The 25,316-nt window shown below is 62.7% G+C and carries 28 protein-coding genes; 19 read left to right on the top strand and 9 right to left on the bottom strand.

Annotated elements, in window-relative coordinates; translation table 11 throughout:
• Nucleotides 1-9: 9 nt before the first annotated feature.
• From pyrF to I6E39_RS00430, 7 genes are all read left to right on the top strand, one after another.
• A complete protein-coding gene (gene pyrF / locus I6E39_RS00460) occupies nucleotides 10-933 on the top strand; it encodes an orotidine-5'-phosphate decarboxylase (RefSeq protein ID WP_235379340.1) in 924 nt (307 codons plus the stop codon).
• 109 nt (nucleotides 934-1,042) lie between these two features.
• Nucleotides 1,043-1,537, top strand: coding sequence for a hypothetical protein (locus tag I6E39_RS00455; protein WP_235379339.1), 495 nt, complete (start codon nucleotides 1,043-1,045; stop codon nucleotides 1,535-1,537).
• A 98-nt stretch (nucleotides 1,538-1,635) separates the two neighbouring features.
• Complete coding sequence (locus tag I6E39_RS00450; RefSeq protein ID WP_235379338.1) at nucleotides 1,636-2,415, top strand: dihydroorotate dehydrogenase electron transfer subunit; 780 nt, start codon at nucleotides 1,636-1,638, stop codon at nucleotides 2,413-2,415.
• Nucleotides 2,408-3,328, top strand: a complete 921-nt coding sequence (locus I6E39_RS00445) for a dihydroorotate dehydrogenase (protein WP_235379337.1) — start codon at nucleotides 2,408-2,410, stop codon at nucleotides 3,326-3,328. Before I6E39_RS00450 ends, I6E39_RS00445 begins: the two co-directional genes overlap by 8 nt.
• A gap of 145 nt (nucleotides 3,329-3,473) precedes the next feature.
• On the top strand, nucleotides 3,474-3,830 hold the full coding sequence (locus tag I6E39_RS00440; RefSeq protein ID WP_235379336.1) for a DUF1622 domain-containing protein: 357 nt from the start codon (nucleotides 3,474-3,476) through the stop codon (nucleotides 3,828-3,830).
• 4 nt (nucleotides 3,831-3,834) lie between these two features.
• Nucleotides 3,835-4,986: a bifunctional histidine phosphatase family protein/GNAT family N-acetyltransferase gene (locus I6E39_RS00435; RefSeq protein ID WP_235379335.1), complete on the top strand. Its 1,152-nt coding sequence runs from the start codon at nucleotides 3,835-3,837 to the stop codon at nucleotides 4,984-4,986.
• 44 nt (nucleotides 4,987-5,030) lie between these two features.
• A complete protein-coding gene (locus I6E39_RS00430) occupies nucleotides 5,031-7,055 on the top strand; it encodes a YgiQ family radical SAM protein (RefSeq protein ID WP_235379334.1) in 2,025 nt (674 codons plus the stop codon).
• A 250-nt stretch (nucleotides 7,056-7,305) separates the two neighbouring features.
• Here the strand turns inward: I6E39_RS00430 and I6E39_RS00425 are convergent, their stop codons facing one another.
• Nucleotides 7,306-7,863, bottom strand: coding sequence for a hypothetical protein (locus I6E39_RS00425; protein ID WP_235379333.1), 558 nt, complete (start codon nucleotides 7,861-7,863; stop codon nucleotides 7,306-7,308).
• 304 nt (nucleotides 7,864-8,167) lie between these two features.
• On the opposite strand from I6E39_RS00425, the gene I6E39_RS00420 reads away from it, so the two are divergent.
• The 10 genes from I6E39_RS00420 to I6E39_RS00375 all read left to right on the top strand — a co-directional run bounded on the left by I6E39_RS00420 (nucleotide 8,168) and on the right by I6E39_RS00375 (nucleotide 18,739).
• Nucleotides 8,168-8,623 carry a ribosome maturation factor RimP gene (locus I6E39_RS00420; protein WP_235379332.1) on the top strand — a complete coding sequence of 152 codons (456 nt, stop codon included), beginning with the start codon at nucleotides 8,168-8,170 and terminating at the stop codon, nucleotides 8,621-8,623.
• Nucleotides 8,624-8,642: 19 nt separating this feature from the next.
• Entirely contained in the window at nucleotides 8,643-9,803 is a 1,161-nt protein-coding gene (gene nusA / locus I6E39_RS00415; RefSeq protein WP_235379331.1) for a transcription termination factor NusA, read from the top strand.
• Nucleotides 9,804-9,902: 99 nt separating this feature from the next.
• Nucleotides 9,903-10,133 (top strand): RNase P modulator RnpM, encoded by a 231-nt coding sequence (gene rnpM, locus I6E39_RS00410; RefSeq protein ID WP_420908165.1) that lies wholly within the window; start codon nucleotides 9,903-9,905, stop codon nucleotides 10,131-10,133.
• Nucleotides 10,126-10,764, top strand: coding sequence for a L7Ae/L30e/S12e/Gadd45 family ribosomal protein (locus tag I6E39_RS00405; RefSeq protein ID WP_235379330.1), 639 nt, complete (start codon nucleotides 10,126-10,128; stop codon nucleotides 10,762-10,764). The genes rnpM and I6E39_RS00405 overlap by 8 nt, the downstream gene beginning before the upstream one ends.
• Before the next feature lie 21 nt (nucleotides 10,765-10,785).
• The gene (gene infB / locus I6E39_RS00400; protein ID WP_235379329.1) at nucleotides 10,786-13,194 is read left to right on the top strand and encodes a translation initiation factor IF-2; all 2,409 of its coding nucleotides are present in this window, start codon (nucleotides 10,786-10,788) and stop codon (nucleotides 13,192-13,194) included.
• Nucleotides 13,195-13,974: 780 nt separating this feature from the next.
• Nucleotides 13,975-14,361: a 30S ribosome-binding factor RbfA gene (gene rbfA / locus I6E39_RS00395; protein WP_235379328.1), complete on the top strand. Its 387-nt coding sequence runs from the start codon at nucleotides 13,975-13,977 to the stop codon at nucleotides 14,359-14,361.
• Nucleotides 14,362-14,366: 5 nt separating this feature from the next.
• Entirely contained in the window at nucleotides 14,367-15,317 is a 951-nt protein-coding gene (locus tag I6E39_RS00390; RefSeq protein ID WP_235379327.1) for a DHH family phosphoesterase, read from the top strand.
• A 94-nt stretch (nucleotides 15,318-15,411) separates the two neighbouring features.
• Nucleotides 15,412-16,281, top strand: coding sequence for a tRNA pseudouridine(55) synthase TruB (gene truB / locus I6E39_RS00385; protein WP_235379326.1), 870 nt, complete (start codon nucleotides 15,412-15,414; stop codon nucleotides 16,279-16,281).
• 91 nt (nucleotides 16,282-16,372) lie between these two features.
• Entirely contained in the window at nucleotides 16,373-17,278 is a 906-nt protein-coding gene (gene ribF / locus I6E39_RS00380; protein ID WP_235379325.1) for a riboflavin biosynthesis protein RibF, read from the top strand.
• Nucleotides 17,279-17,371: 93 nt separating this feature from the next.
• Complete coding sequence (locus tag I6E39_RS00375) at nucleotides 17,372-18,739, top strand: DUF1576 domain-containing protein (protein ID WP_235379324.1); 1,368 nt, start codon at nucleotides 17,372-17,374, stop codon at nucleotides 18,737-18,739.
• Between the two features lie 88 nt (nucleotides 18,740-18,827).
• Here the strand turns inward: I6E39_RS00375 and I6E39_RS00370 are convergent, their stop codons facing one another.
• Nucleotides 18,828-19,358 carry a spore maturation protein gene (locus I6E39_RS00370; RefSeq protein ID WP_235379323.1) on the bottom strand — a complete coding sequence of 177 codons (531 nt, stop codon included), beginning with the start codon at nucleotides 19,356-19,358 and terminating at the stop codon, nucleotides 18,828-18,830.
• Complete coding sequence (locus tag I6E39_RS00365) at nucleotides 19,358-20,008, bottom strand: nucleoside recognition domain-containing protein (RefSeq protein WP_235379322.1); 651 nt, start codon at nucleotides 20,006-20,008, stop codon at nucleotides 19,358-19,360. Before I6E39_RS00365 ends, I6E39_RS00370 begins: the two co-directional genes overlap by 1 nt.
• A 276-nt stretch (nucleotides 20,009-20,284) precedes the next feature.
• On the opposite strand from I6E39_RS00365, the gene I6E39_RS00360 reads away from it, so the two are divergent.
• A complete protein-coding gene (locus I6E39_RS00360) occupies nucleotides 20,285-20,536 on the top strand; it encodes an AbrB/MazE/SpoVT family DNA-binding domain-containing protein (protein WP_235379321.1) in 252 nt (83 codons plus the stop codon).
• Between the two features lie 89 nt (nucleotides 20,537-20,625).
• Here the strand turns inward: I6E39_RS00360 and rsmI are convergent, their stop codons facing one another.
• Entirely contained in the window at nucleotides 20,626-21,456 is an 831-nt protein-coding gene (gene rsmI / locus I6E39_RS00355) for a 16S rRNA (cytidine(1402)-2'-O)-methyltransferase (protein WP_235379320.1), read from the bottom strand.
• Nucleotides 21,457-21,587: 131 nt separating this feature from the next.
• Here rsmI and I6E39_RS00350 point away from each other — a divergent pair, with 131 nt between their 5' ends.
• Entirely contained in the window at nucleotides 21,588-22,208 is a 621-nt protein-coding gene (locus tag I6E39_RS00350; RefSeq protein WP_235379319.1) for a tRNA1(Val) (adenine(37)-N6)-methyltransferase, read from the top strand.
• A gap of 45 nt (nucleotides 22,209-22,253) precedes the next feature.
• Here I6E39_RS00350 and obgE read toward each other — a convergent pair whose 3' ends face one another.
• From obgE to rplU, 5 genes are all read right to left on the bottom strand, one after another.
• Nucleotides 22,254-23,534: a GTPase ObgE gene (gene obgE / locus I6E39_RS00345; protein WP_235379318.1), complete on the bottom strand. Its 1,281-nt coding sequence runs from the start codon at nucleotides 23,532-23,534 to the stop codon at nucleotides 22,254-22,256.
• 93 nt (nucleotides 23,535-23,627) lie between these two features.
• Entirely contained in the window at nucleotides 23,628-24,050 is a 423-nt protein-coding gene (locus I6E39_RS00340) for a PPC domain-containing DNA-binding protein (RefSeq protein WP_235379317.1), read from the bottom strand.
• A 69-nt stretch (nucleotides 24,051-24,119) separates the two neighbouring features.
• Nucleotides 24,120-24,407, bottom strand: coding sequence for a 50S ribosomal protein L27 (rpmA, locus tag I6E39_RS00335; RefSeq protein WP_235379316.1), 288 nt, complete (start codon nucleotides 24,405-24,407; stop codon nucleotides 24,120-24,122).
• A gap of 3 nt (nucleotides 24,408-24,410) precedes the next feature.
• Nucleotides 24,411-24,740 (bottom strand): ribosomal-processing cysteine protease Prp, encoded by a 330-nt coding sequence (locus I6E39_RS00330; protein WP_235379315.1) that lies wholly within the window; start codon nucleotides 24,738-24,740, stop codon nucleotides 24,411-24,413.
• Nucleotides 24,740-25,051: a 50S ribosomal protein L21 gene (gene rplU, locus I6E39_RS00325; RefSeq protein ID WP_235379314.1), complete on the bottom strand. Its 312-nt coding sequence runs from the start codon at nucleotides 25,049-25,051 to the stop codon at nucleotides 24,740-24,742. Before rplU ends, I6E39_RS00330 begins: the two co-directional genes overlap by 1 nt.
• Nucleotides 25,052-25,316: the final 265 nt, after the last annotated feature.

Below are 25,316 nucleotides of genomic sequence, written 5' to 3'. Positions count from 1 at the left end.
TTGAATGCTATGTCTTTTGACGCTCTTCAGGATAAGATCCGCGCCATGAAAAACCCCACCGTCGCCGGGCTGGACGCCCGCATCGAGTATGTCCCCGAATACATCCGCCAGGCCGCTTTCGAGGAGTACGGCGTGGGGCTGAAGGGGGCCGCCGAGGCCATTTACCAGTTCAATGTGGGCCTCATCGACGCGCTGTGCGACATCGTCCCCGCCGTCAAGCCCCAGTCCGCCTACTACGAGAATCTGGGCTGGCAGGGTATGGAGATGCTGGAGCGCACCATCCGGTACGCCAAGTCCAAGGGGATGTTCGTCATCGCCGACATCAAGCGGGGCGATATCGGCTCCACCGCCACCGCCTATGCCGAGGGCTGGCTGTCCGGGGCCAAGATTGAGGGGCAGACCTTCAAGTCCTTCGACGTGGACTGCGTGACCCTCAACGGCTACATGGGCTCCGACTCCATCAAGCCCTTCCTGGAGGCCGCCAAGGAGGAGGACAAGTGCGCCTTCGTCCTGGTCAAGACCTCTAATCCCGGCTCCGGGGAACTCCAGGACATCATCGCCGGGGACCGTCTGGTCTACCAGGTCATGGGCGATCTGAACGAGCGCATTGCCAAGGGCACCGAGGGCAAGTACGGCTACACCATGGCCGGGGCCGTCACCGGGGCCACCTACCCCTCCGACATCCGGGCTCTCCGCAAGCGCCTGGAGCACACCTTCTTCCTGGTCCCCGGCTACGGCGCCCAGGGCGGCACCGCCGACGACGTGCAGTACGCCTTTGACAAGTACGGCCACGGCGCCATCGTCAACTCCTCCCGTGGCATCATGTGCGCCTGGAAGAAGACCGGCGGGGACGGCCACGACTTCAAGGAGGCCGCCCGGAACGCGGCGATTGCAATGCGGGACGATATCAAGCAGTTTGTAACAATCGTGTAAACTAAGTTTCCTGCTCCACATGTAAGCCATCTCGCGTATAGTGGGAAAAAGTCAAGCAGTTCGTGACCATCGTGTAAATTCCAGTCTGAACGACCGAAAGGAGACCGTCATGGCAAAGGAAAAGCCCCGTTGTGTCCTGTGCGGAGAGGAAACCCGACTGTTTGACCGCTGCTCCATCCACTTTTACTGCACCACCCAGATCATCTGCTCCAAGTGCCTGGACTGCTACGAAAAGTCGGAGGGGCCGGAGCGGGACGCTCTGGACCAGCGCATTCTGTCCTCCCGCGTCCTGGAAAACCGGGATGTGGTCCGCCGCAATTATGAGGCGGACCAGGAGCGGAAGCGGGCGGAGGAGGAGGCCCGGCTGGAGCAGGAGCGGCAGCTTCAGGAGCGCCGGGAACGGCAGAAATCCTTCCTACGCTGCTGTGACCGGGAGATGAAGCCGCTGGGGAACTTTACCTTCCAGTTGGGCGAGCACACATTTTTCCTGGGCGACCTGGACAACCTGCTCTCCGGCTCTCTGGAGCTGGCCCTGTTCCGCTGTGAGTGCTGCGGACAGGTCAAGTTCTTCGATCCGTCCTTTGTAAAAGACGCCTCTCTTTGAAAATTCTCCGATCCAAAGGCCCCTTTTGAATGGGGTCAATCATCCCCGCTGCCCTTGGGATCAGACTTCTTCCCCACAGGGCGGGTGAAAGTGGTGTTATGATGAAAGTAGAACGCAAGTGCAAGATCGTCTCCAAAGAGAAGATGGGAGACGCTATCTATATGGTCCTGGAGGTGGGCGACATGGTCCGCACCTCCTGCAAGGGCCCCGGCCAGTTCGTCCACATCAAGTGCGGCGACGGCCTGCTGCTGCGGCGGCCCATCTCCGTCTGCTCCTGCCAGGAGGACGACCCCAGCGACCTGCTGGCCATCGTCTTTGAGGTCCGGGGCGAGGGTACCCAGTGGCTGGCCAACCGCCCCGTGGGCCACAGCGTGGACGTGATGGGCATGCTGGGCAACGGCTTCCAGGTAAAGCCCGAGGGCCGCTACCTGCTGGTGGGCGGCGGCATCGGCATCCCCCCCATGCGGGGCTGCGCCCAGTACACCATGGGAAAATCCACCGCCATTCTGGGCGGCCGGTCCGCTGATAAGATCATCCTCCGGGACCGCTTCGCGGAGGAGTGCGCCAAGGTGCTCATTGCCACTGACGACGGCTCTCTGGGCCACCACGGCTTTGTGGACGCCCTGGTGCGCCAGGAGCTGGAGCAGGACAAGAACTATGACGCCGTTCTGGCCTGCGGCCCCAAGCCCATGCTCCGAAACGTGGCCAAGGTGGCCGAGGAATTCGGCGTGCCCTGCCAGGTGTCCATGGAGGAGCGGATGGGCTGCGGCATCGGGGCCTGCCTGGTGTGCGCCTGCGACATGAAGGACGGCAGCCGGAAGCATGTGTGCAAGGACGGCCCCGTCTTTGATTCCAAGGAGGTGGACTGGAATGCCTAATGTGGATCTGTCTGTGAATCTGGCGGGGATGACCATGAAAAACCCCGTGGTGGTGGCCTCGGGCACCTTCGGCTTTGGCCGGGAGTACAACCAGTTCTTCGACCTGTCTGAGCTGGGCGGCATCTGCGCCAAGGGTCTGACTCTCCACCGCCGGGAGGGCAATCCCGCCCCCCGTATTGCTGAGACTCCCATGGGCATCCTAAACTCCGTGGGCCTGCAAAACCCCGGAGTGGACGCCTTTATCGAAGAGGAATTGCCCTTCCTGCGGCAGTTCGACGTGAAGGTCATCGCCAATATCTCGGGCAACACCCCCGAGGAATACGGCATCATGTGTGAAAAGCTGGCCGAAGCCGGGGTGGACATGATCGAGGTCAACATCTCCTGCCCCAATGTGAAGGCGGGCGGTCTGGCTTACGGCACCCGGCCCGAGCTGGCCGCCGAGGTCACCCAGGTGGCCAAGGCCCACGCGGGCAGCGTCCCCGTCATGGTGAAGCTGTCCCCCAACGTCACCGACATCACCGAGATCGCCCGCGCGGTGGAGGGGGCCGGAGCCGACGCGGTGTCCCTCATCAACACCATCCGCGGAATGCGCATCGACGTGAACACCCGGCGGCCTGTGCTGAAGATGAACACCGGCGGTCTGTCCGGTCCCGCCGTCCTGCCCGTGGCGGTTCGGATGGTGTGGGAGGTGGCCCAGGCCGTGAACATCCCCATTCTTGGCATGGGCGGCGTGTCCAAGGGCGAGGACGCGGCCCAGCTGATGCTGGCCGGGGCCTCCGCCGTGGCGGTGGGCACCGCCCTCTTCGCCGACCCCTTCACCCCCATCAAGGTCCGGGAGGGGCTGGCCGCCATCGCGGAAAAACAGGGCCTGACCGCGGTCCGGGAGCTGACCGGCGGGGTAAAACCCTGGTAACGTCGCCGCAAGTTCCATATCCCGCGCTTCCGTCCAAGGGAGAAGGTTCGCTCATTCCGCTGCTCCCTCCCCGGCGGAACTGCCGCGGTCACACCACGCTTAAAAGGAATATCCCCGTCAAGGCCATATTCCCAAAGGAGGCCCTATGCTGGAACACATCATTGAATGGAGCCTGCCCACCATTATCTCCGCCTGCGAGCTGATGGGCATTTTCGTGGTGGCTGTCTCCGCTCTGAAGGCCTTTTGGCTGTACTGCAAGGGACTGGTCACCCACCGTCCCAGCAACATCAAATTCGACCTGGCCAACGGCCTGGCCACCAGTTTGGAATTCAAAATGGCGGCGGAGATCTTAAAGACCGTTTTGGTCCGGGACCTGAACGAGCTGCTGGTCCTGGGCGCGGTCATCCTGCTCCGCGCTCTGCTGTCCCTGCTGATCCACTTTGAAATGAAGGGCGGGGACCACCCTTCCGCCCCTGCCCAATCCCCCAACAAAGGACTGTAACGTAATGACTACCATCTATCTTATCCGCCATGCCGAGGCCGAGGGCAACCTGTACCGCCGGATCCACGGCTGGTATGACGCGCTCATCACCGAAAACGGCTTCCGTCAGATCGCCGCGCTGGAAGAGCGCTTCCGGGACATCCATGTGGACGCGGTGTACTCCAGCGACCTGTACCGCACCATGACCACCGCCCGGGCCGTTTATGTGCCCAAGGGGCTGGAGCTGCACACCGACCCCCAGCTGCGGGAGATCCACATGGGCGACTGGGAGGACCAGACCTGGGGCGGCGTCCGCCGCGACGATCCGGAACAGATGGCGCTGTTCAACCACAGCGACCCCCGGTGGGCCGCTCCTCACGGCGAGAGTCTGGGCCAGGTGGGCCATCGGGTGGCCTGTGCCCTCCGCCGCATCGCCCAGGCCCACCCGGACCAGACGGTGGCCGTCTTCTGCCACGGCACCGCCATCCGTCAGGCCCTGGCCGAACTCAAGGAGCTGTCCCCGGAGGAGTGGCTGGGCATGGGACACAGCGACAACACCGCTGTCAGCTGCCTGGTCTTTGAGGGAGACCGCGTCCAGGTCCGGTATGAGATGGACGCCTCCCATCTGGACCCCTCCATTTCCACCCTGGGACGGCAGTCCTGGTGGCGGAAGGACCAGAAGGCGGAGGATGTGAACCTCTGGTTCCGGCCCATCTGCTGGGAGACGGAGGAGGCCCTCTACCTGGAGGCCCGGCGGGAGGCATGGCACTCCACCCACGGCGCGGACGTTCCCTTTGACGGTGAGGGCTTCCTGGCCGCCGCCCGGGAGCATCTGTCCCGCTCCCCCTGGGGCGTCACGGCCGCCATGGCCGGGGACTGTGTCGCCGGATTCCTCCAGCTGGACACAGAACGCTACCGCGAGGATGGAGCCGGCTATATCCCCTTCTGCTACGTCACCCCGGACCGCCGGGGCCAGGAGCTCGGCGTCCAGCTCATCGGCCAAGCGGTATCCTTCTTCCGGCCCCTGGGCCGGGATAAGCTGCGGCTGCGCTGCGCCCCCTATAACGACCGGGCCCAGCACTTTTACAAAAAGTACGGCTTTGTCAAGATCGGCGAGGAGCAAGGCAGCCGGGTCCCCCTGGACATTTTGGAAAAGTACATCGGGTACGAGCGCTGAGCGCCGTACCCGTTTCCCTGACTTCATAAGAAACGAGGCACACCATGAGTTTTGACCGCGATCTGTTTCTCCCGGTATCCCAAGAGGACATGGCCCGCCGGGGCTGGGACTTTTATGACTTCCTGCTCATCACCGGCGACGCCTATGTGGACCATCCCTCCTTCGGACCCACCATCATCGGCCGGGTGCTGGAGGCCAAGGGCTACCGGGTGGCCATTCTGTCCCAGCCCGACTGGAAGGACCCGGAGGCCTTTACCGCCCTGGGCCGTCCCCGGCTGGGGGTGCTGATCTCGGCGGGCAACATCGACTCCATGGTGGCCCATTACACCGCCGCCAGAAAGCGCCGCCACGACGACGCCTACTCCCCCGGCCGGAGGGCGGGCCTGCGCCCCGACCACGCCACCGTGGTCTACTCCAACCGGGTCCGTGAGGTCTTTGGCGACATTCCCATCATCATTGGCGGGCTGGAGGCCAGCCTGCGCCGGTTCGCCCATTACGACTACTGGGAGGACAAGGTACGCCGCTCCATCCTCTTTGACGCCCAGGCCGACATCCTCACCTACGGCATGGGAGAGAAAGCCTCCATCGAGATCGCCGCCCGGCTGGCCTCGGGCACCCCGGTGGGCGAGATCACCGACGTCCGGGGCACCTGCGTGGCAGCCAAATTCCCGGGCGTCTGTTCCTATCCCAAGGTGGAGGTGCCCTCCTTCGAGGAGGTGTCCGCCTCCAAGGAGGCCTACGCTCGGGCCAACATGGTGGAGTATCAGGAGCACGACCCTGTGGTGGGCAAGGCCATCATTCAAAAGCACGGCAGGGACTTTCTCATCGTCAATCCCCCCGCGCCCCCTCTGACCACGCCGGAGATGGACTGGGTGGCCGAGCTGCCCTATGTCCGGGAGCCACACCCCATGTACGACGAGATGGGCGGCGTCCCCGCCATTGAGGAGGTCCGCTTCTCCGTCACCCACAACCGGGGCTGCTTCGGGGCCTGCAACTTCTGCTCCCTGGCCTTCCACCAGGGACGCACCATCTCCTGCCGCAGCCACGAGAGCGTCATTCGGGAAGTGACCGCTTTGACCAAGCATCCCGGCTTCAAGGGCTATATCCACGACGTGGGCGGACCCTCCGCCACCTTCCGCCGTCCCTCCTGCCAGAAACAGCTGAAATGCGGCATGTGCAAGAACCGGGCCTGTCTGGCCCCGGAGCCCTGCCCCAATCTGGACGCCGACCACACCGACTATATGATGCTGCTGCGCAAGCTCCGGGCCATCCCCGGAGTGAAAAAGGTGTTTATCCGCTCGGGCATCCGCTTTGACTATCTGATGAAGGACCCCAGCGGGGAGTTCTTCACCGACCTGGTCCAGCACCACATCTCCGGCCAGCTGAAGGTGGCCCCGGAGCACTGCGTCGATCACACCCTGGACTATATGGGCAAGCCCCACATCGAGGTGTACGAGAAATTCCGGGAGAAGTATTTCAAGCTCAACCGCCGCTACGGCAAGGACCAGTATCTGGTGCCCTACCTCATCTCCTCCCACCCGGGCTGTACCCTGGAGGACGCGGTGAAGCTGGCCGAGTGGCTGAACAAGGAAGGCCACATGCCCGAGCAGGTCCAGGACTTCTACCCCACCCCCGGCACACTGGCCACCTGCATGTGGTACACCGGCATCGACCCCAGGACCATGAAGCCGGTGTTTGTCCCCAAGACCCCCCACGACAAGGCCCTCCAGCGGGCTCTGATGCAGTGGAGAAAGCCCCAGAACCGGAAGCTGGTGCTGGAGGCCCTCCACAAGACGGGCCGGGAGGACCTGATCGGCTACGGCAAGCGCTGCCTGGTCCGGCCGGACAAGGGACAGGCCCGCCCCGAAGAGGCGGAGGACCGCGGCCATCCCCACCCCCAGGGAAAGGGCAGGGCCCCGTCCCGCTCCAAGCAGGACAACGGCCGTTTCGACGGCCGGCGGCGGGTGGAGAAAAAGGAAGCCGCCCCTCAGGGCGGCAAGCCTGTCCGGAAAGCGGGCTGGGCCAAGGCCAAAGCTCCGGCAAAAAAAGGCGTCAAGAAAAAGGGATAAATGCTCCTTTTCCATGAGCGGTTTATGGTTCTGTTCGGTAGGGCGGCCCCTTGGGGCCGCCGCGGCGGGGGCAAGCCCCGCCCTCCCATGGCGTACCGTCAAATTCCAGTTTGTCAGGCAGCCCTGTCTTAGTGCCACCCTTGCTGTATAAAAGAGTCGCACAAAGTGTCAAGCAGAATGAGCGATCAACACAAAGGACAAAACCGAGAGGGGACAGGCTTTCGCCTGTCCCCTCTCCGTGCTCAGGTCTTTAATAGTTCGTGGCGCTCCGGGCCGCGTTCTGGACTCCAAGGCCCACGTCGCCCACGGCGTTGCCCACGCCCCGGCCCACATCGCCGATGGCGTTGCCGGCGCCCCGGACCAGATCCCGGGCACCCTGGGTCAGGTCCCGTCCAGCGGTATTCCACTGACCGTTCACCTGGCCGTTGCCATTGGCGGCATACCGCCCGTCGTTGAGATAGTCGTAGGCGGTGCGCCGGGTGGCGGTGTAGCCGTTATACGAGGTCCGGCTGTTCCGGGTCTGGCTGCCGCTGCCCGCCGCCGAGCCGTTGGGAGCGGTGGTCGGGTTGCCGCCGCCCATGCTTTCATTTTGCAGGCTGCCGCTGCCGGCATAAGGGTCGCTTACACTGCCGCTTCCTGCGTAGCCGTTGTTGGCGCTGCCGTTGGCCGCGCTGCCGCTGCCCGTTCCGCTGCCCACGCTCCCGGCGCCGTTGGCAGTGCCGTCAGTCTGATTTCTGTTGCCGCCGCAGGCCGTCAGCGATACTGTCAGCGCCATGGCCATGGCAAGAACGATCCAATTTTTCTTCATTTGCTGCATCCTCCCGCTCGTTTTTCCAACGGAAGTCCCATCCGCCGGCTAGTATGTGCCGTTTCCCTTCTGGAATCCCCGGGAACATCTGCTTCCTCTGGGTGGTTTTTCTATTTTTGGCGGTTCTTTGCCTCTCTTTTTGGAAAAAACTTCTCCCCGCCCCCTTGCAATCCGTCCGGTCTTATGGTATAGTTTCATTGTAATTAAGGTAGTATTGGTAAGAGTGGGGTCAAGGCTCCGCTCTTTTTGATTGACCAAATCCGGCTGACCCGGCCTTTTCGGGCAGTTCTACAGGAGGAATTCCATGGCAAAAGTAACGGATACCGTGGCCGCGCTGGCCGCCCCCATCGTGGAGGGAGCGGGATGCTCCCTGTGGGACGTGGAGTATGTGAAGGAAGCCGGAGAGTGGTTCCTCCGGGTCTATATCGACAAGGAGGGCGGCGTGTCCATCGACGACTGCGAGGCCGTCTCCCGTCCCCTGTCCGACCGGCTGGACGAGGCCGACCCCATCGAGGGCAGCTACACCTTTGAGGTGTCTTCCGCCGGAGCGGACCGGGTGCTGAAAAAGCCGGAACACTTCGCCCAGTTCCGGGGCCAGGAGGTGGAGGTCAAGCTCTACCGCCCCCGGGAGGGACGAAAGGAATTTGTCGGCCTGCTTCAGTCCTGGGAGGACGGAAACGTGACCCTGGACGCAGGCGGGACCCCCATCCACTTTGAGAAAAAAGAAATCGCGCTGGTACGGCTGTACCCCCGCTTCTGATTTTTAGGAGGAAAACACCGTGGCTAAGAGAACGACAAAGAAAGTCAACAATAACGAGCTGGACGGCGAGGAGTTTTTCGCCGCCATTGCTCAGATCGAGCAGGAAAAGGGCATCAAGCCCGGCTACATGATGGAGAAGATCACCCAGGCTCTGCTGTCCGCCTACCGCCGTGACCACGAGGGCGTGGGCGACAACCTGATCATCGAGGCCAACCAGGAGACCTCCACCGTCCGCATGTTCCTGAAGAAGGACATTGTGGAGGTGGTGGACAATCCCGCCACTGAGATCGGCCTGGAGGAGGCCCGCACCGTGCTGCCCCAGGCCCAGCTGGGCGACGTGGTCCGCATCGAGCTGAAGCCCCGGAACTTCGGCCGTATTGCTGCCCAGACCGCCCGTCAGGTCATCATTCAGGGCATCCGCGAGGCGGAGCAGGGCATGGTCTATGACGAATTCTGCTCCAAGGAGCATGAGCTGCTCACCGGCGTGATCACCCGGATCGACCCCCGGAACGGCTCTGTGACCCTTCGCATCCACTCCGGCTCCGAATTCACCGACGCCTATCTGGGCACCAACGAGCAGGTGAAGGGCGAAAGCTATGTGGAAGGCCAGCGCCTGAAGGTCTATGTGGTGGAGGTCCGCCGGGCCACCAAGGGCCCCCAGGTCCTCATCTCCCGCACTCACCCCGGCCTGGTCAAGCGGCTGTTCGAGCTGGAGGTGCCTGAAATTTACGACGGCACCGTGGAGATCAAGTCCGTGGCCCGTGAGGCCGGCTCCCGCACCAAGCTGGCGGTCTGGTCCGCCGACCCCAACGTGGACCCCATCGGCGCCTGCGTGGGTCCCCGCGGCCAGCGGGTCAACACCATCGTGGAAGAGCTGAAGGGCGAGAAGATGGACATCATCAAGTACTCCGAGGACCCCGCCGAGTACATCGCCGCCGCCCTCTCCCCCGCCGACGTCATCAGCGTGGAGGAGCTGCCCGACGGCAAGAGCTGCCGGGTGGTAGTCCCCGATGACCAGCTGTCCCTGGCCATCGGCAAGGAGGGACAGAACGCCCGTCTGGCCGCCAAGCTCACCGGCTACAAGATCGACATCAAGCCCGCCTCCGCCCCCCTGGAGCCCATTGAGGACGCCGGCGAGGCCCTGTTCGAGGAGGACAGCGAGGCTCAGCCCGAGGCGTAAGCGGCAACCAACCGCCGTCTCTTATCTTTTATTTCTCAACCGGGGGTGACACAGGTGCCCAAAAAGATACCCATGCGCCAATGCGTTGGCTGCCGGGAAATGAAACCGAAGAAAGAACTGATCCGGGTGGTCCGCTCCCCCGAGGGGGCGGTCAGTCTGGATTTCAGAGGCAAGCTGCCCGGCCGGGGGGCCTACGTCTGCCCCGACCCGGCCTGTCTGGCCAAGGCCCGAAAGTCCAGAGGGCTGGAGCGGGCCTTTGACGCCGCCCTGCCCGCCCAGGTCTGGGATGACCTGGAGGCACAGATGAAGGGAGGGGACCAGAATGGCTAACGATCCCATCCTTCATCTTCTGGGTCTGGCCCGAAAGGCCGGACGGCTGGAGGTGGGCGAGGAGCCGGTGGGCGCCGCCTGCCGCGCACACCACGCCCGTCTGGTCCTGCTGGCCTCCGACGCGGCCCCCAACTCCTGCCGCCGGGCTGCCCATTTCGGTCAGGCGGGCAACGTGCTGTTTCTGGAGCTGCCCTTTACCAAGGCGGAGCTGGGCTTTGTTCTTGGCCGTGGCTCCTGCGCCATGCTGGCCCTGACCGACGCGGGCTTTGCCGCCTCGGTGCTGGAAAAGCTGGCTGCCCGGGACCCGGAACGCTATGGCCCCGCCGCCCAGCAGCTGCGGGAGAAGGCGGACCGGATGCTCCAGCGCCAGCGGGAAAAGCGTCAGCACGAAAAGAACCTGCGGGAGGGCAAACGGAAGCCCTGGGCTCCCCCTCCTCCGCCCCGGAATGAGGAGGAGCGCCGCGGCGCGTCTCCCCCCGCCCGCTCCAAGAAAGCACAACCCAAGCCGAAGCCTCCCGGACAAGGCGGATCGGCCCATTTCGCCAAGGACGGCCCCGTCCGCCCTGGCCGTTCCTCAAAGCCCGGCCCCGGCGGCCGTCGTCTGTCCGGCAAATTCCGGCACAATCCCTAAGAAACGAGGTGGCTTCCCCATATGATGATCAAATATCCCATCCACAAGGTTGCCAAGGATTTTAAAAAGGGTTCCAAGGATCTTCCTTCCAAGGAAATCATGGACATTCTGACCAAGTACAACCATCCCCCCAAGAACCACATGCAGCCTCTGACCGATCAGGAGCTGTCCATCGTGTTTGAGTACCTGACCCAGAACAACCAGATCGACTCCATCGAGTCGGTCTATGCCGACGTCTACCACGACACCAGCGCGCCCAAGGCCGCCGCCCCCGCCCAGCAGGCCAAGCAGCAGCACGCGGCCCCCAAGGCCGAGAGCCCCAAGCCCGCTCCCCAGCAGCAGAACCGTCCCCAGGCCAAGCAGCAGCCCGCCCAGCAGGCCCAGAGCGCCAAGCCCCAGGCCCAGCAGCAGGCCCAGGTCAGCCGTCCCACCACCCGGGTCCCCGAGAAGAAGGTTGTGGACACCCGCGGCGGCCCCGCCGTCAATCTGGACAAATACGACGAGCGTCTGGAGTCCTTTACCTCTGAGAAGCAGCAGGACCGCGGCGGCAAGCAGAAGTTCCAGGGCCGCAACGCCCAGCGTCAGCGGGGCGGCAAGCAGGCCGGCAGCTTCGGCAACAAGCGCCGCCAGGAGGAGCAGGACCGTCTGCGCCGCCTCCAGCTGGAGATCGCCAAGAAGGCCCCTGTCAAGGTCATGATCCCCGATGAGATCGGCGTGGGCGAGCTGGCCTCCCGCATGAAGAAGACCGGCGCCGAGGTGGTCAAGTGCCTCATCAAGAACGGCGTCATGGCCTCCCTCAGCGATATCATCGACTTCGACACCGCCGCCATCATCGCCGAGGAGATGGGCTGCAAGGTGGAGAAGGAAGTGGTGGTCACCATCGAAGAGAAGCTGATCGACACCACCGAGGACAAGGAAGAGGACCTGATCCCCCGCGCCCCCGTGGTCGTCGTCATGGGCCACGTGGACCACGGCAAGACCTCTCTGCTGGACTATATCCGCCACGCCAATGTGGTCTCCGGCGAGGCCGGCGGCATCACCCAGCACATCGGCGCCTACCAGGTGGACGTGAAGGGCAACCCCGTCACCTTCCTGGACACCCCCGGCCATGAGGCCTTTACCGCCATGCGTGCCCGCGGCGCCATGATCACCGACGTGGCCATCCTGGTGGTGGCCGCCGACGACGGCATCATGCCCCAGACCGTGGAGTCCATCAACCACGCCAAGGCCGCCGACATCCCCATTATTGTTGCCATCAACAAGATGGATAAACCCACCGCCAACCCCGACCGCATCATGCAGCAGCTCACCGAGTATGAGCTGGTACCCGAGGAGTGGGGCGGCGAGACCATCATCTGCCCCATCTCCGCCAAGACCGGCATGGGCATCGACAACCTGTTGGACATGGTGGTCCTGACCGCCGAGATGCGTGAGCTGCGGGCCAATCCCAACCGCTCCGCCCACGGCGCCGTCATCGAGGCCCGGCTGGACAAGGGCCGCGGCCCCGTGGCCACCCTGCTGGTCCAGAACGGCACCCTGCGCCAGGGCGACGTGATCATCGCCGGCACCGCCGTGGGCCGTGTCCGCGCCATGACCAACGCCCAGGGCCAGAAGGTGGATCAGGCCGGTCCCTCCGTCCCCGTGGAGATCATCGGCATGGGCGAGGTGCCCGGCGCCGGCGACGACTTCCACGCCGTGGCCGACGAGCGCATGGCCCGTGAGCTGGTGGAGCAGCGTAAGCACGAGCAGAAGAACGCCGCCGGCTCCAACGTGGGCAAGGTCACGCTGGAGGATCTGTTCAGCCAGATCCAGGCCGGCGAGATGAAGAACCTGAACGTCATCGTCAAGGCCGACGTCCAGGGCTCCGCCGAGGCCGTCAAGGCCTCCCTGGAGAAGCTGACCAACGAGGAGGTCCGGGTCCGGGTCATCCACTGCGCCGTCGGCGCCATCAGCGAGAGCGACGTGATGCTGGCCTCTACCTCCGGTGCCATCATCGTGGGCTTCAACGTCCGCCCCGACTCCAACGCCAAGGACTCCGCCGCCCGTATGAACGTGGATATGCGGATGTACCGGGTCATCTACGACGCCATCAACGAGATTGAGTCCGCCATGAAGGGTATGCTGGCCCCCAAGTTCAAGGAAGTGGACCTGGGCCGGGCCGAGGTCCGCAATGTGTTCCGCATCACCGGCGTGGGCATGGTGGCCGGCTGCTATGTGCTGGACGGCAAGATGCAGCGGGGCGCCCAGATGCGTCTGCTCCGGGACAACATCGTCATTTACGACGGCTCCATCGCCTCCCTCCAGCGCTTCAAGGACAGCGTGAAGGAAGTGGCCGCCGGCTATGAGTGCGGCATCACCTTTGAGAAGTTCCAGGACATCAAGGAGGGCGACATTATCGAGGCCTTCCTCATGGAGCAGATCGAGGTCTAATTCAATCCTTAAAACCACCGGCTGGGGCGGGCGTTTTCGCCCGCCCCAGTTTGCTTATAATAGTGTAAATTTTAGTTTACCGTTGGAGTGTTTTGAAAGGATTCCGCTCTGCGGAGCGGGTTTCTTTCTGAGCGATCAGAAAGAAACCAAAGAATCGCCGGGGGCGACCACGCGCAATTTCATTGCGCTATCCGCACCGCCCCCGGACCCCCATTACGGGAGAGTAGGCGGCCTTGCGTTGATTGCAGCTCGCAAAATATGTGAGCGCTCACACCGCCTTTTGCTTCGCAAAATGGAGAAGATTTTACGGGGGATAAGCAATACAGCCCGCCTCGATGGCGGTAAAGACTGATGGCAGCTGCCTCTTACCCACTTGGCCCGCCGGGGCCGCCCGAGGGTACCTCGGCTCGTAAGGGGGCCGTTGCAGAATGGCAGGCTTGCAATCCTTGAAGGAGGCACCCCGCGATTGTTAACCAAGAGGCGCGGTTTCAGCCAGTAGAAGCAGACACCAATTTTACTGGTACAGAGCGGCAGCGGGCGGGTATGGGATGAGTATCCTGTCTTTTACCCGCGCCGAACGACATCAAAATATCTGATTGATGGCTCCCCACGGGGGCCGGGGCCGAAGCCCCGGAGATTTTTGGGGTACTTTTGTATCTCTACAAAAGTACCTCGCCCGGGGGCGAAACATCCCTTCGTCCAAACTTCCGTCCCGCCCGCAGGCAAAATCCACTGATAAACTAAAATTTACCGCATCAACTCCAAAAGGAGGAATCCAATATGGCAAGCAATCGAATCGGACGGATCAACGAGGAGATCCAGCGGGAGCTGGCCTCTCTGATCCCCAACGTAAAAGATCCCCGGGTGACGGGCATGATCTCCGTCACCGCCGTGGACACCACCCCCGACCTGCGGTACGCCAAGGTCTATATCAGCGTGCTGGATAAGAGTGACAGCACCCAGGTGCTGAAGGGGTTGAAGTCCGCCGCCGGCTGGCTGCGCCGTGAGCTGGGGCATGCGCTCCAGCTGCGCTACACCCCGGAGCTCACCTTTGTTCAGGACGACTCCATCGACAAGGGCGCTCACATTCTGGATATGCTCCGGAACCCCGAGGTGGTCAAACCCGCCAATCCTGCCAACGAGCACATTATTCTGGACGAGGAGTGACCGCTATGACCCCACAGCAAGCCGCTGTTTTTCTGCAAACTCATGACCAATATCTGATCCTGACCCATGTGCGCCCTGACGGAGATACCATCGGCTGCGCCGCCGGCCTGTGCCACGCCCTGCGTCAGATCGGAAAAACCGCCTATGTCCTGCCCAACCGGGAAACCACCTCCCTGTTCACTCCCTACCTGGAGGGTCTGCTGGCCTGCGAGGGCTGGGAACCCTGCACCGTGGTGTCGGTGGACATTGCCGCCCGGGGGCTGTTTCCCGAAAACGCCCTGCCCTATCTGGAGCGGGTGGAGCTGGCCATTGACCACCATCCTTCTCAGGAATTTTTTGCCAAAGAGACCTGTCTGGACGCGGGGCGGGCCGCCTGCGGCGAATTGGTCTACGAGATCATCAAGCAGTTCTGCCAAATCACGCCGGAGATCGGGACCGCCCTCTATGTGGCCGTCTCCACCGACTGCGGCTGCTTTGCCTACGGCAACACCACCGCCGGCACCCACCGGACGGCGGCGGAGCTCATGGACTGCGGCATTCCCGCGGCCCAGCTGAACAAACGCCATTTCCGCACCAAAAGCATCCGGCGGATGAAGCTGGAGAGCATGATCATCTCCGACATGGAGCTCCACGACGAAGGCACCATCGCCATTGCCGCCGTCACTCTGGACATGATGGCCTCTCTGGGGGCCACCGAGCGGGACGCCGAGGACATTGCCGCCCTGGTGGGCCAGCTGGAGGGGGTCAAGACCTCGGTCACCATCCGGGAGCTGGCCCCCGGCAAGTGCAAGCTGTCCGTCCGTACCGATCCCGAGGATCTGAACGCCAGCCATGTATGCGCCCTGCTGGGGGGCGGCGGACACGCCGCGGCTTCCGGCGCCACGGTGGAGGGCTCGGTGTCCGACGCAAAGCGGACCGTCCTGGACGCGATCCACAAAGTCAAGCACGGCGTCTGAGCTGACCCGGGAGCAGGCGGCGGAGCTGGCGCGGGACCGCTTTTCGGCGGCCCGCCTGCTGTGACAGAAGAAACCCATATCAAGGAGTGATCCCATGCCCAGCGGCATTCTCATCATTGACAAAACGCAAGGCTGGACGTCTATGGACGTATGTGCCAAGCTGCGGGGCATTTTCCGCGAAAAGCGTATCGGCCACGCCGGCACGCTGGACCCCATGGCCACCGGGGTGCTCCCCGTGTTCATCGGGCGGGCCACCCGGGCGGTGGAATTTGCCAGCGAGGGGCAAAAGGAATATGTGGCCGGTCTGAGGCTGGGGCTGGTCACCAACACCCAGGACACCAGCGGCGAAGTGTTGGAGGAGCACCCCTTCCGGGGCTCCCTTCAGGATCTGGAGGGCGTCCTGGACCGGTTCCGTGGAGACATTCAACAGATCCCCCCCATGTACTCCGCCATCAAGATCAACGGCAAGAAGCTCTATGAACTGGCCCGGAAGGGCCGGGAGGTGGAGCGCCAGCCCCGCCCCGTCACCATCCACAGCCTGACCGTGGAGGGGCAGACCGGCCCGGCGGAGTTTATTCTGCGGGTCCGGTGCTCCAAAGGCACCTACGTCCGCACCCTGTGCCACGACATCGGCCTGGCCCTGGGCTGCGGCGGCTGTATGAGCAGCCTGCGCCGGACCAGGGCCGCGGGATTTTCTCTGGACCGGGCGGTGACTCTGGAGCAGGTCCAGCAGGCGGAGGACCCCGCCGCCCTGCTTCTCCCCGTGGACGCCTACTTTTCCGACCGTCCCGCTCTGACGCTGCCTTCCGCTCTGGAAAAGAAGGTACGCAACGGCATGACCGTGGTGATGCCGGAAATTATTCCCGGGGAATACCGGGTTTACGGCCAGGGAGGGGACTTTCTCGCCCTGGGCCGGGCGGAGAATGGCAAGCTGTTTACCGTCAAGAGTTTTTTTGAGGTATGACTTCCTTGCTTCTCCTCTCCCGATCACGGCCTCTTTGCCGGGCCGTGATCCGGCAAAATACACTGACCACTACAAAGGAGACGAATCCCCTGTGAATACGACCAAACGTGTAATCGCTTTAGGCTTTTTCGACGGCGTGCATCTGGGCCACGGCGCGCTGCTGCGGGCGGTGACCGCTGCGGCGGACCGGCTGGGTGCCTCCGCCTGCGCCTTTACCTTCGACCGCAGCCCCACCGCCGTTATCACCGGCCAGGACATTCCCCTCATCAGCTCCGTGGAGGACCGGGTCTGGCTCATGCGCCGGTACTACGGCATCCAGGAGGTCATTGTGGCCTCCTTCGACGCCATGCAGCGCATGGACTGGCAGGACTTTATCCTCCAATACCTGGTGCGGGACCTGGGCGTGGTCCATGTGGTGGCCGGCCACGACTTCCACTTCGGCTACATGGGCAAGGGCAATCCCGAACGGCTGAAGGCCAAATGCGCCGAACTGGGCATCGGCTGCGACATCATCGGCCGGGTGGAGCAGGACGGCATCACCATCTCCTCCACCTATATCCGCACCCTCATCGCCCAGGGGGAGATGGAGCGGGCCAACCAGTTCCTGGGGCACCCCCACACCCTCACCGACCGGGTGGCCCACGGCAAAAAGATCGGCGGCTCCACCCTGGGATTCCCCACCGTCAACCTGACCATCCCGCCCCAGGTCATTGTTCCCGCCTTCGGGGTTTACGCCACCCGGGTATGGTTTGACGGCCAGTGCCGCTGCGCCGTCACCAATGTGGGCGTCCGGCCCACCGTGGAGGACAACGACGGCCGGGTCACCGTGGAGGGCTTCATTCTGGACTTTGACGGGGACCTGTACGGCCACCAGGTCCGGATGGAATTCTTCAAGCACCTGCGTCCGGAGCGGAGGTTCGAGTCCATGCAGGCCCTGTCCGACGAGATCCGGCACAACGCGGAGCAGACCCGCGACTACTTCTGCCATCTGCCCTGAGGGCTCCGGCGTACGCCCACAGGTATCGTCCCATCCACCATCCCGCGCCCGGGCTCCCCTGCCCGCGGTTGGAGAGAAAGGAACGCCCTGTCTATGGACTATCATCTCCCCCTGCACCACGCCCACATCCGATATGAGCGGATGTTCCCCTACCTGTGGATCTACGCCGGCCTGCTGGCTCTGGCGGGATTCTGTTTAGACAGTCCGGCCAACATCTTCCGGGGGCTGGTCACCGTCGTCCTCTCCGAAGACGCCCTCATCACCGATTATATCCTCATCGCCGGCCCCGGAGCGGCGCTGGTGAACTCCGCCCTGGTGACCGCCATCAGTATCTGCGTGCTGTATTTCTCCAACGACAAACTCAATGGCATGACCCTTGTGGTCATTGGCCTGATGTCCGGTTTCTCCCTGTTTGGGAAGAATTTTATTAATATCTGGCCCATTTTGATCGGGACCTGGCTCTATACCCGGTACCGGAAGGAGCCCTTCGGCGCCTTCGCCAATATTGGCCTCATGGCCACCGCCCTGGCTCCGGTCATCAGCTACATCGGTCTGGACAACGGCTGGGGCAATCCCTTCTGGGGGACGCTGGTGGGCATTACCATCGGCTTTATCGTTCCGCCTCTGTCTACCTATACATACCGCATTCAAAACGGCATGAATCTGTACAACACCGGCTTTGCCTGCGGTCTGGTGGCCTTCATCTGCGTCCCGCTGATGAGCTCCCTGGGCGCCGACCCCACCACCCACTACCGCTGGGCCACCGGATACAACAGGGTATTCTGCCTGATGCTCTGCGTTTTCTGCTTCTCCCTCATTGTGATCGGTCTGTTCTTTGCGGGAAAGCCGGTATGGGCGTCCTGGGCAGGCTACCGCCGACTGCTCCAGACCAGCGGCCGGGCCCCCAGTGACTATCTGCGTATGTTCGGCCCCGCGCCCGTGCTCATCAATATGGGCATTAACGGCCTCATCGGCCTGTGCTTTATCCTCCTGGGGGGCGGCAATCTGAACGGCCCCACCCTGGGGGGTATCTTCACCATCATGGGTTTCTCCGCCTTCGGCAAGCACGCCTTAAACATCCTCCCCGTCATGGGCGGGGTGGCCCTGGGCGGCTTTGTGATGCACTGGTCCCTCAGCGATCCCCCCGTCCAGCTGGCCTGTCTGTTCTGCACCACTCTGGCCCCCGTATCCGGCTATTTCGGCTGGCCCTACGGGATCTTGGCCGGTTTTCTCCACTCCTCGGTGGTGCTGTATACCGGCTCTCCGGTGGCGGGGATGAACCTGTATAACAACGGCTTCTCCGGCGGTCTGATCGCCATCGTCCTCTACCCCACCATTCTGGCCATCGCCCGCCGCCGCAAGCCCGTCCTCCAAGACGAGGATTACTTCGAGCATCTGGAACACGACGAGCCTCTTACTCCTCCGGCCCCCGACGAACTCATGGAAGACGAGCAATCTTGACCGCTTCTGAGGCTTGCAGTCCTTTTTACGGAAACGGAAAACAGGATGCCTCTGCCGCGGCAGAGGCATCCTGTCTCTTCTCAATAGACTATTCAACTCCGAAACACAGTCTCACCGCCCAGGCGGCAGCCAGAAAGCCGGTCAGATCGGCACACAGGGCGGCGGGCACCGCGTACCGGGTCCGCGTGACTCCCACCGCTCCAAAGTAGACCGCGATGGTATAGAAGGTGGTCTCGGTGGCCCCTAGCATCACCGCGGCGGTCCGTCCCAGCGTGGAGTCCGGCCCATAGTTGGCGATCAGCTCCGCCCCCACTCCCAGCGCCGCCGACCCGCTGATAGGCCGGACCAGCATCAGCGGCAGCAGCTCCGGCGGCAGGCCCACCCGCTCCATCAGAGGGGCCAGGCACCGGGCCGCCAGGTCAAGGGCCCCGGAGGCCCGGAGCATATACACCGCCGTCAGCAGGCCCACCAGCGGCGGGACGATCCGGACCAGAGTCTCCAGCCCCTTCCCCGCCCCCTGGACCAATGCGTCGTACACATCCACCCTCCGGGCTACTCCGTACACAGCCACAGCACAGATGGTAAACGGGACGATCATCGTAAAAAAGAGATCCCGCATCATCTTCCACCCACCGCTGTTCCACGCCAGCCCGGCCGTTTCCGTGCCCTGGCCGGCCCCGCTGCTGCCCGGTCATCCCCCCATATCCGTGCCATCACCTTACAGCTCAGGATGCCCACTCCCACCGACAGAGCGGAGGCCAGCCATACCGCCGGCAGGATGTCAAAGGGGGTCTGGCTGCCCGCCGCCGCCCGCACCGTGGCCACGGTGGTGGGGATCAGCTGGATGGAGGCGGTGTTGCACACCACCAGCATACACATGGCGTCAGAAGCCACGCCGGGACTCTTTCGGCTCATCCCGCGCACCGCCTCCAGCCCAAGGGGCGTGGCAGCGCTGCCCAAGCCCAGCAGATTGGCGGATACATTGGCGGAAATGCTGTCCATGATCTCCCGGTCCCCGGCCACCTGGGGAAACAGCCGCCGCAGCACCGGCCCCAGCAGCCGGGACAGGCCCTCGGCCAGTCCTGACCTTCGCATGATCTCCATCACGCCGGTCCACAGGCACAGCATCCCCGCAATGGACAGGCACAGCTCCACCGCCGCCGCCGCGCCCTCCGCCGCCGCTGCCGCCACTCCCGGTCCTCTCCCCGTCGCCAGCCCGCACAGGACCGACAGGCAGACCATTCCGGTCCAAATGAATGCCATCGTCACATTTAAGCCCCCTCCCGCCTCATTTATACGGCAGAAGCCCCAAAAACATACCGGAATATGGCAACTGGAAGTCTTAAGACAAAAACCCCAATATTTGGTAAAAAATGCGCCAATTTCTGCATTTTATCTGTAAATCAAACAGAAATAGTTGACAGATTTTTTCTTTGTAGTACAATAAATCTGAAATATACTCTTCGCTGGCATCTTGGCCATTGCCCGCTGTGATGCCAGGCCAGAATTGACGATACCTCTCACAGACAGAAAGGATTTGATGATATGAAATCAACCGGAATCGTCCGCAAAGTGGATGAATTGGGACGCATCGTCCTTCCGATCGAACTTCGCCGCACCTTGGATATTGCGGAAAAGGACTGCCTGGAAATCTATATGGATGGCCCTTCCATCGTGCTGAAAAAATACCAGCCTGCCTGTATTTTCTGCGACGAGGCAAAGGATATCGTCATGTTCCGGGGCAAAAATGTCTGCTCGAAATGTATCAAGGCCCTTCAGGCCGCGGAGAAAGGCTGAAGCCCCTTTCGTTCCCCCATTCAAAAAAACCACCCCGCGCTGCGGCTCGCAGCGCGGGGTGGTTTCGCCTTTTTCCGGAAAATCTCCCTTTATTTTCCCACCGCCAGGTCATAGAGCTGGTTGCGGGACAGTCCCAGCTCCTTGGCCGCCCGCTTCACAGCGTCCCGGAGGGACAATCCCTCCTCCCTCAGCCGGTCCACCAGGGCCAGACCGTCCTCCAGCGTGGCCTCTTCCTCCTCCCTGGGCTCCGCTCCCCGGACCACCAGGACAAACTCGCCCTTGGGGGGATTCTCGCCGTAATAGGCGCAGGCCTCTCCCAGGGTGGTACGGCGGATCTCCTCGTGGAGCTTGGTCAGCTCCCGGCACAGGGACACCGGCCGCTCCGGGCCAAAGGTATCCGCCAGATCCCGGAGGGTAGCGGTCAGCTTGTGTGGCGCCTCATAGAAGATCATGGTCCGCTCCTCATCCCGGAGGGACTCCAGATGGCTGCGGCGGTTCTTCTTGTTCATGGCAAGAAAACCCTCAAAGGTGAACCGCCCTGTGGGCTGGCCCGACACCGCCAGGGCAGTGACCAGGGCGCAGGGGCCGGGGACCGCCTCCACCCGGATGCCCTGCTGGGCGCACTGGGCCACCAGCTCCTCCCCCGGGTCGGAGATGGCGGGCATCCCCGCGTCGGTGACCAGAGCGCAGTTCTCCCCCGCCAGCAGCCGGTCCAGCACCGCCCTGCCGCCGCTCTCCGTATTGTGGCGGTGGTAGGATATCATGGGCTTTTTGATCCCCAGGTGGTTGAGCAGCTTCAAGGAGACTCTGGTGTCCTCGGCCGCGATAAAGTCCGCCTCCTCCAGCGTCTGGGCCATCCGCCGGGAGATATCCCCCAGATTCCCAATGGGGGTGGGGACCAAGTAGAGGGTGCCTGCCATAGTCATTCTCCTTCATCACAGGACAAGCATAGTTGACTCCTGCAAATTCTAAGTATGTTAAAACATTATAGCATGTGTCAGCGGTTTGTGGTATCCTTTTCTTATGATTCTTACATAAGGAGGGGACCCTTGTGGATAAACTGGAGCATCTGGACCGCTTCACCCTGTCCTGGCCGGAGGGGGTGTTCCCTCTGGGGCAGGACGCCCTGGCCCTGGGCCGGTTCGCAACGGTGCGGTCCGGCTGGCGGGTGTGCGATCTGGGGACCGGCAGCGGACTGCTGCTCCTCCTGCTGGCGGAGCGGGCCGATCATCTGGTCCTGCGGGGGGTGGAGCGGGACCCCCTGGCCGCACAAACCGCCCGGGACAACCTGGCCCGGAACGGCCTTGGCGGTGAGATCATCACCGGCGATCTCCGGGAACGGCCCTTTCCCGCCGGCCAGTTCGATCTGGTCCTCTCCAATCCCCCCTACTTTCCCCTGGGAGCGGGAAAAAGCGGCGGCCCCGCCCGGAGCGAGACCTTCTGCACTCTGGAGCAGCTGTGCGCCGCCGCCGCGTATCTGGTGAAGAACGGAGGCCGTTTTGCCCTGTGCCACCGGCCGGAGCGGCTGGTGGACGTGATGTGTGCCCTGCGGGGCCATGGCTTGGAGCCCAAACGGATGAAACTGGTCTCCCATGGGCCAGGACATCCCCCCTCCCTGCTGCTGGTGGAAGCCGTCCGGCAGGGGCGGCCGGGATTGACCGTTGAACCATAAAAAATGCCGTTCCGATGATACGGAACGGCATTTTAATTGGTCGGATCACCGCTGGTACTCAAACTCCAGGTCGTACAGGGACACGATATCCCCGTCGCGGATGCCCATTTCCTCCAGCTTGTCGAACAGGCCGGACTGGCGCAGGATGCGGTCGAACCAGTTCCGGGACTCGTAGTCGCCGAAGTTGACGTTGGCGATGAGCCGCTGGAGCCAGGGGGCCTCCACCACCCAGGTGTCATCGTAGCGCTCGATCTGGACCTCCCCGGTGGTGTCCACCTCGGGGGGGCGCTCCACATAGGTGGGCTCGTACACCGCCACGGGAGGCAGCTCCTGGAGCTCCTGGGCCGCCTTCTTCACCAGCTCCCGCACTCCCTGGTGGGCGGCGGCGGAGATCTCAAAGAGCTCCATGCCCTTGGCTTCCACATGGGCGCGCAGCTTGTCCAGCAGAGTAGGGTCGGACATGATGTCCACCTTGTTGGCCGCCACAATCATTTTACGGGAGGCCAGCTCCGGGGAATACTGGGCCAGCTCGGCGTTGATGGCCTCAAAATCCTCCACCGGGTCCCGGCCCTCGGAGCCGGACACATCCACCACATGGATGAGCAGGCGGCAGCGGTCGATGTGCCGCAGGAAGTCGTGGCCCAGACCGGCGCCGTCGGCGGCGCCCTCAATAATGCCGGGGATGTCGGCCATGACGAAGGACACCCCCTCCTCCACATAGACCACGCCCAGATTGGGGAACAGGGTGGTGAAGTGGTAATTGGCGATCTTGGGCTGGGCCCGGCTGACCACAGAGAGGAGGGTGGACTTGCCCACGTTGGGGAAGCCCACAAGGCCCACGTCGGCCAGCAGCTTCAGCTCCAGCACCACCTCCCGGCTCTCCCCGGGCAGGCCCGCCTTGGCAAAGCGGGGCACCTGGCGGGTCGGTGTGGCGAAGTGCTTGTTGCCCCAGCCGCCCCGGCCGCCCCGGCACAGGATGAAGGGCTCCTCGTCGGACATGTCCTTGATGATCTCCCGGGTCTCGGCGTCCCGGATGATGGTGCCCCGGGGCACCCGGAGGATCAGATCCTCGCCGTCCTTGCCGGTACAGCGCTTGCCCTGGCCGTCCATGCCGTTGCCCGCCACATATTTGCGCTTATAGCGGAAATCCATCAGGGTGGACATGTGGTCGTTGACCATCACCACCACGTTGCCGCCCCGGCCGCCGTCTCCGCCGTCAGGGCCGCCCGCGGCCACATATTTTTCCCGATGGAAGGAGACCACGCCGTTGCCTCCGTTGCCGGAGCGGACGGTAATTTTCGCGGTATCTACAAAGGGTGCTGCCATATGCCGCACCTCCCTCTTTTTGAGATAAGAGATAGGAGATAAGAGATACAGGAGGATATGCCGCCGGCAAGACCTCTTATCTTAATATCTGAATCAGAACTCCAGCAGGTTCAGCCCCACGGTATCACTGAACTGCCGGCCCACCTGGCCGTCCCACACCTGGAGGAACAGTTCCAGGGTGGCGCTGATGGTGGCGGAGGACAGGTGCCCGGCGTGGACCTCCCCGGTGACAGGGTTGCCGATGGTGATGTGGAGATGGAGATAGGGTTCCCCATCTTTCCGGGTCACATTACCCACCAGAGCGGAGATCTCGAAATCTCCCTGGCAGCGCCGGGCGTAATACTTCTTCTCCTTGGTATTGAAGAGCCCGATGGTCACGTCGTTGGCCGCCCCCAGAGCGGAGACGGTCCCCAGTTGGATCTTCTCTTGATCCACCAGGTGCGTCAGGCACTCCACGATCTCCTCACCGGGGTCCAGACGCAGAACGTATCCCCGGTCAAATTTCCGGTATTCCACAACAAGCCCTCCTTCACTGAAAAGAGAAGCCGCAAACGGCATTTCGTTTGCGGCTTCCTGTCAGCAAAATTACTGAGCGATCTCCTCAACAATGGAGACCTGCTTGCGGTCCTTACCCAGACGCTCGAACTTGACCTTGCCGGCCTTCAGAGCGAACAGGGTATCGTCGCTGCCCTTACCCACGTTGACACCGGGGTGAATGTGGGTGCCGCGCTGGCGGACCAGCACGTTGCCGGCCAGCACGAACTGACCGTCGCCGCGCTTCACGCCCAGGCGCTTGGCCTCGGAATCACGGCCGTTACGGGTGGAACCAACGCCCTTTTTATGGGCGAAAAACTGCAAACCAATATTCAGCATAACTTACACCTCCAAGACAGAAATATGGTCGGGGTACTCCTCCGCGAGCTGGACAAAGTGGACCATCAGCGCCGCAAGCAGAGCCTGACAGGTGCTCTCGTTGGTCTGTCCCAGACTGTTGGGGAGTTTCAGAGTAATAGACGCGTCCTTTTCCCGCACCTTCACCGACGCCTCCAGACCCAGTACGTCGTTGATGGCGCACTCGGTCAGGCGGACCGCGCTGGTGACGGCGGCACAGACGATGTCCTCACCCTCGGGGGCGTATCCGCTGTGGCCCTTGACTTCAAAGCCCACGATCCGGCTGCCCTCGGAATGAAAGGTTACGGTGGTCATCAGGCCTTGATGGCGCCGATCTGCACCTTGGTGTAGGGCTGACGATGGCCCTGACGCTTACGGTAGCCCTTCTTGGGGGTGTACTTGAAGATACGGATCTTCTTACCCTTGCCGTTCTTCACGACGGTGGCGTCCACAGAAGCGCCCTCCACGGTGGGAGCGCCGAAGGTGGCGTTGTCGCCGTCCAGGATGGCCAGCACCTGGTCGAAGGTGATGTTCTGGCCGGCCTCGGCCTCCAGCTTCTCGATGAACAGGGTATCGCCCTCGCTCACCTTGTACTGCTTGCCGCCGGTCACGATGATTGCCTGCATTTGTTTCAACTCCTTCATTACGGGCTCGCTCTCCTGGGAGGGAACGGTGTTCCTCTTGTGTCAAAGCGCCTGTCAGCTCCCCTTGTGGGGGAATTGGGCACTTCTGTCCCACTCAAAGCGGCTTTGATATTTTACCAATAAAGCTGTGCCCTGTCAATAGGACAAGGCTGAATTTTTTGAAATCTTTTCGAAGATACTACGATTTAATAATGAGAATCACTTGCGTTTAATAAAGGGTTATGTTATAATATTGCCATCAAAATGA

Source organism: Pseudoflavonifractor phocaeensis (assembly GCF_021531375.1).
Lineage (GTDB): Bacteria > Bacillota > Clostridia > Oscillospirales > Oscillospiraceae > Lawsonibacter > Lawsonibacter phocaeensis_B.
Note: the sequence above shows the minus strand (reverse complement) of the source record. Positions and strands in the feature narration are given on the sequence as shown.

What these genes read in the sequence shown, in the direction of transcription:
- I6E39_RS00360 (WP_235379321.1), top strand. Translation starts at nt 20,285, where the DNA reads ATGAAATCAACCGGAATCGTCCGCAAAGTGGATGAATTGGGACGCATC.
- I6E39_RS00430 (WP_235379334.1), top strand. Translation starts at nt 5,031, where the DNA reads ATGAGTTTTGACCGCGATCTGTTTCTCCCGGTATCCCAAGAGGACATG.
- rnpM (WP_420908165.1), top strand. Translation starts at nt 9,903, where the DNA reads ATGAAACCGAAGAAAGAACTGATCCGGGTGGTCCGCTCCCCCGAGGGG.
- rplU (WP_235379314.1), bottom strand. Translation starts at nt 25,051, where the DNA reads ATGCAGGCAATCATCGTGACCGGCGGCAAGCAGTACAAGGTGAGCGAG.
- rbfA (WP_235379328.1), top strand. Translation starts at nt 13,975, where the DNA reads ATGGCAAGCAATCGAATCGGACGGATCAACGAGGAGATCCAGCGGGAG.
- pyrF (WP_235379340.1), top strand. Translation starts at nt 10, where the DNA reads ATGTCTTTTGACGCTCTTCAGGATAAGATCCGCGCCATGAAAAACCCC.
- truB (WP_235379326.1), top strand. Translation starts at nt 15,412, where the DNA reads ATGCCCAGCGGCATTCTCATCATTGACAAAACGCAAGGCTGGACGTCT.
- I6E39_RS00445 (WP_235379337.1), top strand. Translation starts at nt 2,408, where the DNA reads ATGCCTAATGTGGATCTGTCTGTGAATCTGGCGGGGATGACCATGAAA.
- I6E39_RS00450 (WP_235379338.1), top strand. Translation starts at nt 1,636, where the DNA reads ATGATGAAAGTAGAACGCAAGTGCAAGATCGTCTCCAAAGAGAAGATG.
- obgE (WP_235379318.1), bottom strand. Translation starts at nt 23,534, where the DNA reads ATGGCAGCACCCTTTGTAGATACCGCGAAAATTACCGTCCGCTCCGGC.
- I6E39_RS00390 (WP_235379327.1), top strand. Translation starts at nt 14,367, where the DNA reads ATGACCCCACAGCAAGCCGCTGTTTTTCTGCAAACTCATGACCAATAT.
- I6E39_RS00375 (WP_235379324.1), top strand. Translation starts at nt 17,372, where the DNA reads ATGGACTATCATCTCCCCCTGCACCACGCCCACATCCGATATGAGCGG.
- rsmI (WP_235379320.1), bottom strand. Translation starts at nt 21,456, where the DNA reads ATGGCAGGCACCCTCTACTTGGTCCCCACCCCCATTGGGAATCTGGGG.
- I6E39_RS00440 (WP_235379336.1), top strand. Translation starts at nt 3,474, where the DNA reads ATGCTGGAACACATCATTGAATGGAGCCTGCCCACCATTATCTCCGCC.
- I6E39_RS00420 (WP_235379332.1), top strand. Translation starts at nt 8,168, where the DNA reads ATGGCAAAAGTAACGGATACCGTGGCCGCGCTGGCCGCCCCCATCGTG.
- infB (WP_235379329.1), top strand. Translation starts at nt 10,786, where the DNA reads ATGATGATCAAATATCCCATCCACAAGGTTGCCAAGGATTTTAAAAAG.
- I6E39_RS00370 (WP_235379323.1), bottom strand. Translation starts at nt 19,358, where the DNA reads ATGCGGGATCTCTTTTTTACGATGATCGTCCCGTTTACCATCTGTGCT.
- I6E39_RS00435 (WP_235379335.1), top strand. Translation starts at nt 3,835, where the DNA reads ATGACTACCATCTATCTTATCCGCCATGCCGAGGCCGAGGGCAACCTG.
- I6E39_RS00455 (WP_235379339.1), top strand. Translation starts at nt 1,043, where the DNA reads ATGGCAAAGGAAAAGCCCCGTTGTGTCCTGTGCGGAGAGGAAACCCGA.
- I6E39_RS00330 (WP_235379315.1), bottom strand. Translation starts at nt 24,740, where the DNA reads ATGACCACCGTAACCTTTCATTCCGAGGGCAGCCGGATCGTGGGCTTT.
- I6E39_RS00425 (WP_235379333.1), bottom strand. Translation starts at nt 7,863, where the DNA reads ATGAAGAAAAATTGGATCGTTCTTGCCATGGCCATGGCGCTGACAGTA.
- rpmA (WP_235379316.1), bottom strand. Translation starts at nt 24,407, where the DNA reads ATGCTGAATATTGGTTTGCAGTTTTTCGCCCATAAAAAGGGCGTTGGT.
- I6E39_RS00405 (WP_235379330.1), top strand. Translation starts at nt 10,126, where the DNA reads ATGGCTAACGATCCCATCCTTCATCTTCTGGGTCTGGCCCGAAAGGCC.